The organism is Nocardia otitidiscaviarum NBRC 14405, from assembly GCF_000308635.1.
GTDB classification, from domain to species: domain Bacteria; phylum Actinomycetota; class Actinomycetes; order Mycobacteriales; family Mycobacteriaceae; genus Nocardia; species Nocardia otitidiscaviarum.
On sequence record NZ_BAGD01000122.1, the window covers coordinates 1 to 14395 of the forward strand.

Consider the following 14395-nt stretch of genomic DNA (forward strand, 5'->3'; position numbering starts at 1 on the left):
AGCGCGGCCGCCGCGGCGGCGTCGCCGCGCCACCGCCCCACTGCCTCGTCGACATGCCGGCCGACCCGGCGCACGGCCTCGGCCATGCGCAGATTCATCGCCGCCAGCGGATCGGCGGTGACGGCCACGGTCGCGGGATCCCAGCCGCGCATCCGGGACAGGCTCGCTCGCGACACGGCGGCACCCTCCGCTACGAGGTGCCGTGCAGGTATCCGTCCAGCCGCTCGGTGAGCGCCTGATCCAGCGCCTCGTAGGTGGTGGCGCCGTGGTCGGCCGCATCGGCGAAGCCCCGCACCTGCCGAGCCATATCGCGCAGCGCCATCCGTAGCGGTTCACTCAATTCGACGGCGGCGGACCCGATGGCCGAATTCGGCATGGCCCGCCCCACCGTCGCGATCAGACCAACCGGATCGATGCCACCGATGGCATCGGCCTCCCCACGCACCCCCGCCGCCATGACGCGCAGGGCCTCGATATCGGTTCGCAGCATCTCCCCCATTGGAAATCCCCTTTCTGCCGGGAAATCTAGCAGTCAGCCGAGATCCCGGCCGGGTGAGAACGTTCGTTGGGGATGATCCGCGCGCTGTTCACATCCCGGGCGCACGGTGGTCGCACCCGACCGGCGGGTGCGGTAGAGAGGACATATGCACGCAGCCCGATTGCGTCGCCTAGTCATCACGCCGGTGTCGATCTGCATCGCGGCGGCGTTCACCGCGGCCGCGGCCACACCGGCGGCTCCCCCTTTCGACACCTATGTCGCACTCGGCGATTCCGCGGCGGCGGTGGGGTCGCTCGACAGAATCCAGCCGGGCAGTCCCCGGTTCTGCGACCGTGCCGCCGACAACTATCCGTCGGTCGTGGCGCGCACGCTGCGGGTGCGCGAGTTCGTCGATGTCAGCTGCAGTGGAGCGAAGACCGCGAATATGACCGCGCCGCAGGTCGGCCGCGGCGGAGCGGTGAACCCACCGCAGCTCGACGCGCTCACGCCCGAGACCGATCTGGTCACACTCACCATCGGGGGCAACGACGTCGGTGTCTTCGACGTCAATGTCATCACCGCCGCCCAGCTCACCGTGCTCACCGAGCGCATCGGGGCGATACTCACCGAGATCCGTCGGCGCTCCCCGCACGCCACCGTCGTGCTCACCACCTACCTGCGGTATCTGCCCACGAGCGGACCGTGTTTCGGCGTGCTCGACCACGGTGGCGGACAGCGTCTCACCGACACCCTGCGCGAGCTGGCCCGCGCCCACGGCGCCCGCTTCGCCGACAGCTACGCCGCGACCGGACACGACATCTGCGCACCGGTCGAGGTCCGCCGGGTCAATGGTCCGCGCCCGGAGACGCCGACCGTGCCGCTGCACGCCAATGTCGCGGGACAGGCGTATCTGGCCGCGGTGGTCGTCGACGCGGCGCTGGCCTGACCGCCGGAATCCCACCGCCCCTGCCGGTTCCCCGACTTTCCGGCTACGCTGGCCCCGGCGCGCAATCTCGTTGCCGCCCTGAATAATTGGTCGCCCACGCCGCACGGAATTCTGGACAACGACGTCTCCACCGACCTGACGAACCTGCCGTGCTCGAGCCTGTGGGATCGACAGTTGGGACTGGGACACGTGCACACACTCGACACCTTCTCCACCCGCAACGGCGGCTTCCGCGACGTCGTGGTGACGGCAGTGGAGATGACCACCTCGATCGCCGCCGATACCGAGGGCACCTGGCAGGGCCTGCTGGCCGGGGCGAGCGGAATCAGAACCCTGACCGATCCGGAGATCACCCGCCACGAGCTACCCCATGCCATCGGCGGCACCCTGGTCGACGACCCCACCGCCGGTCTGGACCGGGTCCGTAAACGCCGCATGTGCTACGTGCAGCAGATGGCGTATGCCATGGGAAAACGCTTGTGGGAGAACGCCGGAAAACCCGAGGTGGACGCCGACCGGCTGGGCGTCTGCATCGGCACCGGCCTCGGCGGCGCGGACACCATCGTGGCGGCCGACGCGGCCATGCGGGAACACGGCTACCGGAAGGTGTCGCCGTTCGCGGTGCCCATGTCCATGCCCAATGGCGTATCCGGCGTGGTGGGTCTGGAGGTCGGCGCCCGCGCCGGTCTCGTCACGCCGGTATCGGCGTGCGCCTCCGGCTGCGAGGCGCTGGTGCACGCGTGGCGTGCCATCGTGCTCGGCGAGGCGGACATGATCATCGCCGGTGGCGTCGAGGGCTATATCAATCCCGTGACCATCGCCGGATTCTCGATGGCGCGGGCGCTCAGCTCCCGTGTCGACGATCCGGCGCGGGCGTCGCGCCCCTTCGACCGCGATCGCGACGGTTTCGTCTTCGGAGAGGCGGCGGCGCTGCTGATCGTGGAATCGGAGGACCACGCGCGGGCGCGCGGCGCCACCCCGCTGGCCCGGCTGCTCGGGGTGGGGCTCACCGCCGATGGCTACCACCTGGTGGCCCCCGATCCGGAGGGGCAGGGCTGTGCCCGCGCGATGCGCCGCGCGGTCGCGACGGCCGGGGTCAGCCCGAACGAGGTCGACCATGTCAATGCCCACGCCACCGGCACCACCATGGGCGACCTGGCCGAGGCGCGGGGTATCGCGGCGTCGATCGGCCGGCATCCGTCGGTGTACGCGCCGAAATCGGCGCTGGGTCATTCGGTGGGCGCGGTCGGCGCGCTGGAGGCCGTCATCTCGGTGCTCACGCTGCGCGATCAGGTGGTGCCGCCCACGCTCAATCTGGACAATCAGGATCCCGAAATCGAACTGGACGTAGTTCATTCCACTCCGCGGCACACGAATGTGGAGTTCGCCCTCAACAATTCGTTCGGCTTCGGCGGGCATAATGCCGCCGTACTGTTCGGACGCTACTGATCACGGATACGACGGCGAACATTTTCGGGGTCCCCGGCATCGACCGGGCGGCGGATGAGATCATGCCGTATCGGCGTGGTCACCCCGTACCTCGTGGTCTGCAAACCGGTTGGGAGCCACGGGAGTACGAGCACCCCGTACCACCGCCGACCCGCAGAGGAAATGAGGACGATGAGCGAGAACCCCGAGATCCAGGGAGCGGAACCACCGACACGCGGCAATCGCGTGATCGTCGCGCTCATGGCGATCGCCATAATCGGCGCGCTGTTCACCGCCGCCATGATGGCGGGATGACCGAACTCAGTCGCCGTCACCCGAACGCGCCGCCGTGACACGCTGCTCGTAGCGGGCGACCGCGGCGGCCACCTCGGGCCACCAGGTCAGGAAGTCCTCGCGCATCCCGTCGGTACCCAGCACGCACAGGGTGCCGACGGTGGTGCCGACCTTGCGCGCCAACGGGGTGAGTTCGGGCGGCAGGGTCATCTGCCGGAACACATTGGACAGCCGGATGGCCACGATGTCGTTCACCTGCTCGCGCAGCCACTCGACCGACATCCGGAAGTCGTCGCGCAGCAGTACCTCGAGGAACGGCGCGGCCACGCGTAGCAGTTCCACGGCGTCGAAATCGGTTCCCGGACGGACGAATCCGTGCCTGCGCAGGGCGGCGTCCAGTTCCGCGGGCGTACCGTTGAACAGCACCTCGCTGATGTCGGCGACGATGGCACGGAAGTCGCGCGGATATCCGGCGCAGGCGCCGAAGTCGACCACGGCGAGTCGCCCGTCCGGCAGCATCAGGAAGTTCCCGGGATGCACGTCGCTGTAGAGCAGGCCGCAGCGCCGATAGGACATCTCCAGGAAGCGGAACACCCGCCGTCCCCACCGGCTGCGCTCGTCGACCGCGACACCGCCGGAGATGAGTCGGGTCAGCGCGATACCCTCGACCCAGTCGCTGACCAGCACGTGTTCGGTGTGTTCGACAACCGCGGGCACCAGAAAGTCGGGGTCTCCGGCGAAGGCGTCGGCACAGCGCTGCTGATTCGCCGCCTCCCGGTGGTAGTCCAGTTCGTCGCCGACCATGGAGCACACCATGTCGACCACCGCGTGCACATCCGCACCCGGCATGACCGCGCCGATGATTCCGGTCACGCTGCGCAATTGGCTCAGATCCGACGCCACCGCCTGCTGTGCGCCCGGGTACATGACCTTGACCGCGACCTCACGGCCGTCGTGCCAGACGGCGCGGTGCACCTGCCCGAGTGAGGCCGCGGCGGCCGGTCGATCCGAGAAGTCGCGGAATCGCTCCCGCCATCGGGGGCCGAAATCCTCGGCCAGCACCTGATGGACGAGTGCGGGCAGCATCGGTGGCGCGGAATCCTGCAATCGGGCGAGGGCGGTGCCCGCTATCTCCCCGAACTCCAGGGGGACCAGCGGTACGGCCGACCGGTACACCGACGCCATCTGGCCGAGTTTGGCCGCACATCCGCGCAGTTCGCCGAGGACGTCGACCAGATGCTCGGCGGTGCGCACCTGGATATCGTGATCGATCTCCGCCGCGGTGCGCCCGAGCATGCGCCGACCCAGGCCGGCCGCGCGCCGTCCCGCATACGCGACGGGCACGGCCGCCAATTTCGCATCGCGCCGCAATCGCCCGGTCGGCGCCGGTCCCGCATCCTTGCGGTGCCGCCCCGGAAACGGAATCACCCGCCCCGAGGTCTGCCTGCCACTCACCATTCACCCACCGCCCACTGTTCCCTGCGGTGTGTAGTCTGTCACACGCTCCGGCGACTTGCGAATAGCACTGTTCGTCAACCGCGCGCGCCGGGATTCACCCGATCAGGATCAGGCCAGACCCCAGGCGTGCAGGATGTAGGTGATGTTCGCGGCGATATTGGTGACGACGTTGGCGAGATTCAAGGCGGCGGAACCGAGATCGATAATGGGCATGGCTGTTCCCTCTGAACTGGACTACATGAACCATGTCGAAAGTAGTCAGACGTCCAGAACTTGGCGATGATCGATGGCCCATCACACAGCGGGAGCGACGGCGTGACCGACCTCTCATCCGTGTCGCTGCCCCAGGTCACGGCAATCGGCGGGTAACACTCGAGGGATGACGATCCTAGAGCGCGGCATGGCGGCGCTGCTGGCGGCGGAACGCGCCGTCCGGCCGAACTACCCCGGTGTCGTGGTCGCGGCCATCTTCTTCGCCTGGTCGGTATCACCGTCGCTGCTCCCGCGCACCTGGCTGTTCCAGGGACTCGTCAGCGGGGTGAGCGCCGTGATCGGCTATGCCGTCGGCTGCGTGCTGGAGTGGGCGTTCACGCGCTGGGTGCGGCCGCGGCTGCCGGAGCGCGCGTGGATCGCCACGCTCATGAATCCGCCGCAGCGCGTGCAGGATCTGCTCAAGGCGGGCACGGTGGTGGCGGTGGTCGTCGGGGCGGCGCTCATTCTGGTGCGCTCGGCCCGCTGGCAGCGCAACCTCCAGACGATGATGGGCATGGAGCCGACCACCACCTCGAGCTATCTGCGCACCGAACTGCTGGCCTTCGCCACCGTCGCGCTGATCATCCTGGTGTTCCGGCTGCTGCGCTGGGCGGTGCGCCGCCTCACCCGGGCGCTCAATATCGATCTGCGCGTCCCGCGCCCGATCGCACTGCCCGGCGCGGTGGTGCTGGTCGCGGTGTTCTGCGTACTGCTGTGGCAGGGCGTGCTGGTGAAAGCCTTCTTCTCGGTGGCGAACTCGGCCTTCAGCCTGCGCAACGGCCACACCTCCGCGGCCGCCCAGCAGCCCGTGCTGCCGGAACGGTCGGGCAGTCCGAGGTCGCTGGCGCCGTGGGACACGCTCGGTTCCGAGGGGCGCTGGTTCGTCTCCTACGCACCGTCGGCCGAGCGCATCACGGCCGTCACGGGAAAGCCCGCGCGCGAGCCGATTCGGGTCTACGCCGGGCTGGAGTCGGCGTCGACACCCGAGGCCGTGGCCGATCTGGTGGTCCGCGAACTCGACCGCACCGGCGCTTTCGACCGGCGGGTGCTGGTCGTGGTCACCACCACCGGCACCGGGTGGGTGGACTCCACCACGGCCGCGGCCATCGAGTACATGTACGGCGGCGACACCGCCATCGCGGCGACGCAGTACTCGTATCTGCCGAGCGTGCTGTCGTTCCTGTCCGACCGCGACAAGGCCACCGAGGCCGGGCGACTGCTCGTGCACGCCGTCCACGCGCGCTGGGCGACGCTGCCGCCGGAGACGCGGCCGAAGCTGCTCGTCTACGGCGAGAGTCTGGGCTCACAGGGATCCGAGGGAGCGTTCACCGGGCTCGATGACATCCGCACCCTGGTGGACGGGGTGATGTGGGTGGGTCCCCCGAATTCCAATCGCATCTGGAGCGCGCTCGAGGCGCGGCGCGATCCCGGCACCCCCGAGATCCTGCCCGTCTACGCCGATGGGTTGGTCGTTCGATTCGCCGGAAGCGCCGAGGATTTGAACCGGCCGAACGCCCAGTGGCTCGATCCGCGCGTGGTGTATCTCCAGCACGCCTCGGACCCGATCGTCTGGTGGTCGCCGGATCTGCTGTTCTCCCGCCCGGATTGGCTCGCCGAACCACGCGGTTCGGATGTCTCGCGGTCGGTGCGCTGGTGGCCGATCGTCACCTTCTGGCAGATCAGCGCCGATCTGGCCAATGCCCAGAAGGTTCCGGCCGGGCACGGCCACAAGTACGGCACCCTGGTCCTGGACGGCTGGGCCGCGATCACCCGGCCACCGGACTGGACACCGGAACTCGCGCAGCGTATCCGCGCGGCCCTCGATGCGGACATCGACTGGGAGTACGCGCACAAGTGACGCGGTACGCGCCTAGCTGACGGCGCGCAGATGGCCGCGACGGCGGAATTCGTCCTTGCGCTTGCGGCGTTCCCGCTCGGACAGGCCACCCCAGATGCCGAAGCGCTCGTCGTGGGCGAGCGCGTACTCCAGGCACTCCCCCTGCACTTCGCAACGGCCGCAGACCAATTTGGCCTCGCGGGTGGAGCCGCCCTTCTCCGGGAAGAAGACGTCCGGATCGGTCTGGGAGCACAGTGCCAGTTCACGCCACGCCGGATCTTCGGCCTCCACCAGCGGAACGATGGCTAGCTGTTTGATTGCCATTGGAACCTCCCTCGTCTGTCATGCGTCTTCGATCGTCCGATACTCGCAGTGATTTCTTGTGGATCACTTCTAGTCGAATTAGGTAACCATAAAGTAACTGCCTCATGAGTAGTTGTCATCTCGAGACCTGACGACCAGCCCGCACGCCGCGATCCGCCAGGTAGACCCGTCCGCCGCATCCCCGGACAACCGTCCAGCAAGACTCGAGTAGCGGTTGCTGAAATCCGGGGCTACAATCCTGGCGACCTTCGAAACCGCTTGTCGGCCATGTTTTTTGAATGGTTGCGGCAGGGGGGTACAGAGCCCGGAGACCGTATGCGTTTCCCGTGGTCGACGCGAGTGCGGAAGTGCGGAACTTGTCAGAATCATCCAGTCCCTCGGACGGCGAACCGAACCCACACAGCATTCGCGGTACGCGTCAGCCCTATCTGGCGCTACTGGTCTGCGCGATCCTGACCACCGCGCTCGGCGCCGCCGCGGTGTTCTTCGCACCCACCGCCGCCCGACTACCGATAACCATCGGTGTGCTGGTGGCGGCGATCACGTTGTGCGCCAGTGTGACAGCGGCATTTCACTACCGGGTGGAGGCCGACCGGGCGCGTGCTGAGGCCGCAGAGGTCCGGCGGGTCGCCGCGACCACCGCCGCCGAGGCCGCCGGGCGCGCCGACGCGGCCACCGAGGCCGCGACCGGACTCCTGGAACAGGCCAGAAGCGCCGAGGCGCGCCGGGCCGCGGCGCTGGCCGCCTTCGCCGGGGCGGCGGGGCGCATGCAGGCCATGACCACCAGCATGCTGGCGGAACTGCGCGAGATGGAGCATCGGCACGCCGACCCCACCGTGCTGGCCGACCTCCTGCACCTGGATCACCGCACCGCCCAGGCCGGACGGCTGGCCGACAGCATCGCGGTGCTCAGCGGGGCGCGCTCGGGGCGGCGCTGGGCCAAACCCATTGCCATGGAATCGATTCTGCGCGGGGCCATGGGGCGTGTCGCGGGGTATCAGCGGGTCCGGCTGCGCGCCATCGCCGAGATCGCCGTCGCCGGGCACGCGGCCGAGGGCGTCATGCACGCACTCGCCGAACTGCTCGACAACGCCTGCAACTTCTCCCCACCCACCACGGAGGTGCACGTCTACGCCGCCGAGGTGCCCGCGGGCGTGGTGATCACCATCGAGGACAGCGGACTCGTGATGAGCGAATCCGCACTGCGCCGCGCCGAGGCGGCGGTATCGGGGACCGACGGTCGCGATGCGCGCGCGGATCTGTCCTCGCTCACCGGCACTCGCCTCGGGCTCGCGGTGGTGGGCCATCTCGCGCGCAAGCACGGGCTCACCGTCTCGTACCGGCCGTCGGCCATCGGCGGTACCGCGGTGGTCGTGGTGGTGCCGCGTGACCTCACCACACGGGTGGAACCGGCGCCCCGCACGCTGTCCACCATCGCCGCGGCCATCGCCGAGACACCGCGGGAACTCCCCGGGCGGTCCGACAGCACCGGCGAGCACCCCGCGCTCGCACCGGCCGCCCCCGAACCGGCGCTCCCCAAGCGCCGCCGGGGCAGCACCCTGGCCGCGGTGCACCCCGAGGGTCTGTCCGCTCCGACATCCGCCGCGGTTCCGCCCGCCCCGTCATCACCGTCGTCGCTGGGAGCCTTCCAGCGCGCCGTGACCGGGCGCGAGAACGGTGATACCGCAACCACTTCCCCTGCCGTGGAGGCCGATCGATGACAACGTCCGCGCCCGCACAACTCGGCTGGCTGCTCGAACAGCTGCTCGGCCGCACCCCGCGCACCAGGCACGCACTGCTGCTGTCCAGCGACGGGCTGAAAATCTGTCACACCCCGGAACTCACCGTCGACAAGGCCGACCAGCTGGCCGCCATCGCGGCGGGCATCCAGAGCCTCTCGCACGGGGCCTCGGTGGAGTTCGGCGCGGGGCACAGCGGCGTGCGCCAGTCCATGACCGAGTTCTACGGCGGCATCCTGTTCATCGTGGAAGCCGGTATGGGCGCGCACATCGCGGTGATCGCGACCGAGGACGCCGATGCCGGGCTGGTCGGCCACAATATGCGCGAACTGGTCGAACAGCTCGGCGAGCATCTCGCGGCGGCACCGCGCGGGGGAACGAGCCTGCCGTGAGCAGACCCGGCCGCGACGACTCCCCCGATCGGCTCTACACGCTGACGGGGGGCCGGAGCAGACCCGACTCCGATGCCTTCGATCTCGTGACTCTCGTTGTGAGCGAATGCGATCCGACGCCGGGAATGCAGTCCGAGCACGCGGCCATCCTCCGGATGTGCACGGCCCCGACGGCCGTGGTGGAAATCGCGGCGGAGCTGCGCATCCCGGTCGGAATCGCCACCATCCTGCTGTCGGACCTGCTGCACGCGGGCCGGATCACCGTTCGCCACCCGCATACCGGCACGGCCACCCCCGGCTCGCCGTGGACCGCGGTGCCGGATGCCACCACCCTCGAGAAGGTACTCGTTGGACTCCGCAAGCTTTGACCCCCGACCCGCCCGCGCCGACGCCCCCTTGCACAACACCGCCCGACAAGGGCTGAAGATCGTCATCGTCGGCGGTTTCGGGGTCGGCAAGACCACGCTGGTGCGCTCGGTCAGCGAGATCCGCCCGCTGGACACCGAGGCCACCATGACCGATGTCGGTGTCGGCGTGGACGATCCCGGTAGCGTGCCGGGGAAGTCGACCACCACCGTCGCCTTCGACTTCGGCCGTATCACCATCGATGCGGAGAACGTGCTGTACCTGTTCGGCGCGCCCGGTCAGGAACGGTTCTGGTTCCTGTGGGACCGGCTGTTCACCGGCGCGCTCGGAGCCATCGTGCTGGTGGACCCGCGCCGGATCGCCGACTGCTGGTACGCCATCGACCGGCTGGAGCATCAGCGCACCCCCTTCGTGGTGGCGTGCAACGATTTCGGCGGTCATCCACATATGCCCGGCGATGTGCGCGATGCACTCGACCTGGATCCCGCTGTGCCGCTGTTGAATTGCGACGCCCGCTCGCGCGAGTCCAGCAAGCGGGTGCTGATCACCCTCGTCGAGCACCTCTACGCCGAGGCCGCTCGACACCACGACCTCACCCCGGAGACCGCCTCATGACCTCGCCCGACCTCGTGCCGGAGCGTTCCGGCGGGTGCCCGGTGCACCGTGATTCCGCCGTGCCGCTGAGCGGACCGCGCTTCCACACCGATCCGTTCCGGCTGTACGCGGAGATGCGTCGCGAGCACGGGCCGGTGGTGGCGGTCGAACTGCCGGGCGGCATTCCGGCCTGGCTGGTGATCGGCTACCGCGAACTGCATCAGGTGACCAGCGATGCCGAGTTGTTCCCGCGCGATGTCGCCCGGTGGAACCAGTGGCCGAACATCCCGCCGGACTGGCCGCTGCTGCCCATGGTCGGCTCGCCCATGCCGTCCATCTACTTCACCGCCGGGGCCGAGCACCGGCGGCACGTCGCCATGGTGGAGCCCGCGCTGGAGGCGGTCAATCCGTTCGAATTGCGCGCCACCTGTGAGGAATTGGCGGATCGACTGATCGACTCGTTCTGCGGGCGCGGCGAGGCCGATATGGTCGCCGACTTCGCCGAACCACTGCCGGTGCTGGCCTTGGCGCGCATCATGGGGTTCCCGGACAGTGAGGCCCCGGAACTCGCGACGATCATGAAGCACATCGCCGACAGCGGGGCGGAGGCGCAGGCGGCGTACGGGCGCTTCAACCAGGCCATGGCGAATCTGGTGGCGGCCAAGCAGCGGCATCCGGGCAGTGACCTGGTGTCGATGATGCTGGCGCACCCCGAGCCCTTCACCGCCGAGGAGTACACCCTCGATCTCCAGGCCATTCTGGCCGCCGGGCATCTGACCACCGCCGACTGGCTGGTGAACTCGCTGCGACTCATGCTCACCGACGACCGATTCGCGGCGGCGTTCGGCGGCGGACGCAGCAGTGTCGGCCAGGCCATGAACGAGGCGCTGTGGGAGGACACCCCGACCCAGATCCTCGCCGGACGCTGGGCGGCCCGGGACACCCGGCTCGCGGACAAGACGGTGCGGTCCGGGGATCTGCTGCTGCTCGGGCTCGGCGCGGCCAATACCGACCCCCATGTGCGACAGGGGATTTCGGACGGTCCGGAATCGGCGTATCTCGGCAACAGCGCACACTTCGCGTTCAGTTACGGCGAATACCGGTGCCCGTATCCGGCGCAGCAGATCGCCGAGGTCATCGCGCGCACCGGAATCGAGGTACTGCTCGACCGGTTGCCCGATGTCGACTTGGCGGTGCCGCCGCAGAACCTGATGCGGCGACCCTCGCCGTTCCTGCGCGGGATGACTTCTCTTCCCGTGGTTTTCACTCCAGTTCGTGCTGTCGGAGGTTTCTCGTGAGTAGTCAATGCCCCATCGCCATCGACCCCATGATCGGTGATCTGGCCGGGGAGACCGACCGGTTGCGCGCGGCCGGGCCGCTGGCCCGCATCGACCTGCTGGGCGCCACCGCCTGGACGGTCACCGATCACAGCGTCGCTCGCCAGCTGCTGGTCGACAGCCGCCTGGTCAAGGACATCAATGCCTGGGGACTGTGGAATTCCGGTGTCGTCACCCGGCAGTGGCCGCTGATCGGCATGATCGACGCGGGGCGCTCCATGTTCACCGTCGACGGCGCGGAGCACCGCCGCCTGCGCATCAAGACCACCCAGGCGCTGAGCCCGCGGCGGCTGGAGGCCCTGCGGCCCATGATCGAACGGTTCGTCGCCGAACTGCTCGACGATCTGGAGGCGGCGGGCAAGGACGGCGCGGTCGTGGATCTCAAGCAGGTCTTCGCGTATCCGCTGCCCATGCGGGTGGTCAGCGAGCTCATGGGCGTCGACAAGGCCGACCACGGGTATCTGCTGGAGTCGTACAAGGCGTTCTTCTCCATGCTGACGCCGCACGAGGAGCGGCTACGGCTGCTCGAAGAACTGGACGTCTACTACCTGAAGATGGTGCGCGCCAAGACGGCCGACCCGACCGACGATCTCACCAGCGCCTTCATCCAGGCCGACGAGGGCGGTGAACCGCTCACCGAGGAAGAGGTGGTGGGCAATCTCAAGGCACTGGTCGCCGCGGGCCACGAAACCACCGTCAGCCTGATTCTCGCCGCCGTGCGCGCGCTGCTCACCCGGCCGGAACAGCTCGACAAGATCCGCTCGGGCGACTACGAATGGCGCAATGCCATCGAGGAGACCCTGCGCTGGGACGGGCCGGTCATCCATCTGCTGATGCGCTTCGCCACCGAGGACATCACCGTCGGTGACACGGTGATCGAGAAGGGCGAGGGCGTCGTCATGTCGTATCGGGCCATCGGCCGCGACACCGCCGTGCACGGTGCGGACGCCGACGAATTCGACATCACCCGGCCGACTGCCCACCGCAATATCTCCTTCGGCTACGGTCCGCACATCTGCCCCGGCGCGGCCCTGGCCCGCATGGAGGCCGCCATCGCACTACCCGCGCTGTTCGAGCGGTTCCCCGAGCTGCGGCTGGCGGTGCCGGTGGAGGAGATCGGCAATCTGCCCGTGCTCACCCAGAACGATCTGGCGTCCTTCCCGGTCCACGTGAGCTGACCCTCTCTGGCGGGCCGCCGTCTCGGTGGCGGCCCGTCGCCTGTGTATCGCGGGTGTTCCGTCGTACCGTGGGATCGTTCCCCCGGCGAAAGGTGTATCGCGGAATGAAGAGCACTCGGATCGTCCTGGCCTCCCGGCCCACCGGCATGCCCACCGAAGAGAACTTCCGCACCGAGACGGTGGAGTTGGACCCGCCCGGGGCGGGCGAAGCCCTGCTTCAGACGCTGTATCTCTCGCTCGACCCGTACATGCGTGGGCGCATGAGCGACGCACCCTCGTACGCGCCACCGGTGGGTATCGGCGAGACCATGGTCGGTGCAACGGTGTCGCGGGTGCTCGAATCCGCCGATCCCGCAGTGCGATCCGGTGACTACGTGCTCGGATACGGTGGCTGGCAGACGCATTCGGTGGAGCGGGTGAAGCACCTGCGCAAGCTCGACCCGGAAGCCGCACCGCTCACCACCGCGCTCGGCGTCCGGGGCATGCCCGGATTCACCGCCTATTCGGGGTTGCTCACCATCGGCCGTCCCCAACCGGGTGAGACGGTGGTGGTCGCCGCCGCCACCGGGCCGGTCGGGGCCACGGTCGGGCAGATCGCCAAGATCAAGGGGGCGCGGGCGGTCGGGATCGCGGGCGGGCCGCGGAAGGTTGCGCTACTGCGTGACCACTTCGGTTTCGACGCCGCCATCGATCATCGGGCACCCGATTTCGTGGAGCAGTTGGCCGCCGCTACCCCGGACGGTATCGACGTCTACTTCGAGAATGTCGGTGGTGCGGTATTCGATGCCGTGCTGCCACGTCTCAACGGGTTCGCCCGAATTCCGGTGTGTGGGTTGATCGCTCAGTACAACGCGTCGTCGCTGCCGCCGGGGCCGGATCGGATGGGGCTGCTGATGTCGCTGGTGTTGCGGAAGTCGTTGACGGTGCGGGGGTTTATTCAGACGGAGTTCTCGGGGCAGTTCGGGGAGTTCTATTCCGAGGTTTCGGGGTGGGTTCGGGAGGGGCGGGTTGCTTATCTCGAGGATGTGGTCGAGGGGTTGGGGAGTGCGGTGGGGGCGTTTCAGGGGTTGTTGAGCGGGAAGAATGTGGGGAAGGTTGTGGTGCGGGTTGGGGAGTGATTGTTCGGCAGTAGGTTTCGGCCTTGTCCATGTGTTGCGGTGTCGGGGGTTGTGTCGGTCTGGGGGTGTTGCCGCAGAGATTTCAAGGGATGAGTGTGGTGGCGTTGGGTGCCTTACCTGGCTTTCGCTGACGCCGGGTTGGGTGCCGCGCGCGTCTATCCCAGCCGACGGACTGGCTGGGTTGCGTTCTCGGACGGGCCTTGTGCCGGTGGCGGTTATTGGCGTAAGTGATCGCCCCGGGACGGGTTCGGCCGGTGGGTGCGGTGGTCGGTCGATGGCCGGTCGTGATGGCCGGTGGGTCGTCGATCGGCTGTTCGGTGGTCGCGGTGACGGTGACCGGGTCGGTCGGGATGGTCGATACCGTGACCGGTCGGGGGCTCGGTGAGCCATTGTTCCGGGTGGTGGTGCAGGTTCACCCGAGGAGCACGGGCCGGGTCGATGCGGGTCGGGGGTGTCCACACGACACGACCCGGATACCGGCCACTACCGACACCGCCGCTGCGGTTGCGGCCGCCGCTGCTGCCGCCGCTGATGCTGTTGCCGAAGCTGCTGCTGTTGCCGCCGCCACCGATGCTGCTGTTGCCGATACTGTTGCTACCGCTTTCGCTGCCGCTGGCGCGTCCGAGGGTGGCCCACCCGGTCGGGTCGTCGCCA

Annotated in this window: 15 protein-coding genes; 12 read left to right on the forward strand and 3 right to left on the reverse strand. The window is 68.6% G+C overall.

All coding sequences use genetic code 11. From position 1 onward, the window contains the following. Window positions 1-190 precede the first annotated feature (190 nt). Entirely contained in the window at window positions 191-490 is a 300-nt protein-coding gene (locus tag ON31_RS27695; RefSeq protein ID WP_143981836.1) for a hypothetical protein, read from the reverse strand. Between the two features lie 154 nt (window positions 491-644). Between ON31_RS27695 and ON31_RS27700 the strand changes: the two genes are divergently transcribed. From ON31_RS27700 to ON31_RS38230, 3 genes are all read left to right on the forward strand, one after another. After that, entirely contained in the window at window positions 645-1424 is a 780-nt protein-coding gene (locus tag ON31_RS27700) for an SGNH/GDSL hydrolase family protein (protein WP_081592778.1), read from the forward strand. A gap of 174 nt (window positions 1425-1598) precedes the next feature. Continuing rightward, window positions 1599-2873 carry a KasA/KasB family beta-ketoacyl-ACP synthase gene (locus ON31_RS27705; RefSeq protein ID WP_303621452.1) on the forward strand — a complete coding sequence of 425 codons (1275 nt, stop codon included), beginning with the start codon at window positions 1599-1601 and terminating at the stop codon, window positions 2871-2873. 171 nt (window positions 2874-3044) lie between these two features. Beyond that, entirely contained in the window at window positions 3045-3167 is a 123-nt protein-coding gene (locus ON31_RS38230; protein WP_255056468.1) for a hypothetical protein, read from the forward strand. 6 nt (window positions 3168-3173) lie between these two features. Here the strand turns inward: ON31_RS38230 and ON31_RS27710 are convergent, their stop codons facing one another. Next, on the reverse strand, window positions 3174-4490 hold the full coding sequence (locus ON31_RS27710) for an ABC1 kinase family protein (RefSeq protein WP_157533789.1): 1317 nt from the start codon (window positions 4488-4490) through the stop codon (window positions 3174-3176). A 493-nt stretch (window positions 4491-4983) separates the two neighbouring features. Here ON31_RS27710 and ON31_RS27715 point away from each other — a divergent pair, with 493 nt between their 5' ends. After that, entirely contained in the window at window positions 4984-6714 is a 1731-nt protein-coding gene (locus ON31_RS27715; protein ID WP_039817820.1) for an alpha/beta hydrolase, read from the forward strand. 12 nt (window positions 6715-6726) lie between these two features. On the opposite strand, the gene ON31_RS27720 is transcribed toward ON31_RS27715, so the two are convergent. Beyond that, complete coding sequence (locus ON31_RS27720) at window positions 6727-7017, reverse strand: WhiB family transcriptional regulator (RefSeq protein ID WP_029932929.1); 291 nt, start codon at window positions 7015-7017, stop codon at window positions 6727-6729. Window positions 7018-7373: 356 nt separating this feature from the next. Here ON31_RS27720 and ON31_RS27725 point away from each other — a divergent pair, with 356 nt between their 5' ends. The 8 genes from ON31_RS27725 to ON31_RS37630 form a co-directional block, all read left to right on the forward strand. Continuing rightward, window positions 7374-8738, forward strand: a complete 1365-nt coding sequence (locus ON31_RS27725) for a sensor histidine kinase (RefSeq protein WP_255222281.1) — start codon at window positions 7374-7376, stop codon at window positions 8736-8738. Further along, window positions 8735-9148: a roadblock/LC7 domain-containing protein gene (locus ON31_RS27730; protein WP_039817821.1), complete on the forward strand. Its 414-nt coding sequence runs from the start codon at window positions 8735-8737 to the stop codon at window positions 9146-9148. Before ON31_RS27725 ends, ON31_RS27730 begins: the two co-directional genes overlap by 4 nt. Continuing rightward, window positions 9145-9516, forward strand: coding sequence for a DUF742 domain-containing protein (locus ON31_RS27735; protein ID WP_029932932.1), 372 nt, complete (start codon window positions 9145-9147; stop codon window positions 9514-9516). Before ON31_RS27730 ends, ON31_RS27735 begins: the two co-directional genes overlap by 4 nt. Beyond that, window positions 9497-10129 (forward strand): GTP-binding protein, encoded by a 633-nt coding sequence (locus ON31_RS27740; protein ID WP_029932933.1) that lies wholly within the window; start codon window positions 9497-9499, stop codon window positions 10127-10129. Before ON31_RS27735 ends, ON31_RS27740 begins: the two co-directional genes overlap by 20 nt. Next, window positions 10126-11406, forward strand: a complete 1281-nt coding sequence (locus ON31_RS27745; protein WP_029932934.1) for a cytochrome P450 — start codon at window positions 10126-10128, stop codon at window positions 11404-11406. The genes ON31_RS27740 and ON31_RS27745 overlap by 4 nt, the downstream gene beginning before the upstream one ends. Beyond that, window positions 11403-12623, forward strand: coding sequence for a cytochrome P450 family protein (locus ON31_RS27750; protein ID WP_039817822.1), 1221 nt, complete (start codon window positions 11403-11405; stop codon window positions 12621-12623). Before ON31_RS27745 ends, ON31_RS27750 begins: the two co-directional genes overlap by 4 nt. A 104-nt stretch (window positions 12624-12727) precedes the next feature. Further along, window positions 12728-13741, forward strand: coding sequence for an NADPH-dependent curcumin/dihydrocurcumin reductase (gene curA, locus ON31_RS27755; protein WP_039817824.1), 1014 nt, complete (start codon window positions 12728-12730; stop codon window positions 13739-13741). A 438-nt stretch (window positions 13742-14179) separates the two neighbouring features. Continuing rightward, on the forward strand, window positions 14180-14395 hold a 216-nt coding region (locus tag ON31_RS37630), incomplete at its 3' end, for a hypothetical protein (RefSeq protein ID WP_218007392.1).

Bases quoted from the DNA above. Each gene is read 5' to 3' on its own strand.
- ON31_RS27695 (WP_143981836.1), bottom strand. From the start codon at position 490: ATGCTGCGAACCGATATCGAGGCCCTGCGCGTCATGGCGGCGGGGGTG.
- ON31_RS27700 (WP_081592778.1), top strand. From the start codon at position 645: ATGCACGCAGCCCGATTGCGTCGCCTAGTCATCACGCCGGTGTCGATC.
- ON31_RS38230 (WP_255056468.1), top strand. From the start codon at position 3,045: ATGAGCGAGAACCCCGAGATCCAGGGAGCGGAACCACCGACACGCGGC.
- ON31_RS27715 (WP_039817820.1), top strand. From the start codon at position 4,984: ATGACGATCCTAGAGCGCGGCATGGCGGCGCTGCTGGCGGCGGAACGC.
- ON31_RS27720 (WP_029932929.1), bottom strand. From the start codon at position 7,017: ATGGCAATCAAACAGCTAGCCATCGTTCCGCTGGTGGAGGCCGAAGAT.
- ON31_RS27730 (WP_039817821.1), top strand. From the start codon at position 8,735: ATGACAACGTCCGCGCCCGCACAACTCGGCTGGCTGCTCGAACAGCTG.
- ON31_RS27745 (WP_029932934.1), top strand. From the start codon at position 10,126: ATGACCTCGCCCGACCTCGTGCCGGAGCGTTCCGGCGGGTGCCCGGTG.
- curA (WP_039817824.1), top strand. From the start codon at position 12,728: ATGAAGAGCACTCGGATCGTCCTGGCCTCCCGGCCCACCGGCATGCCC.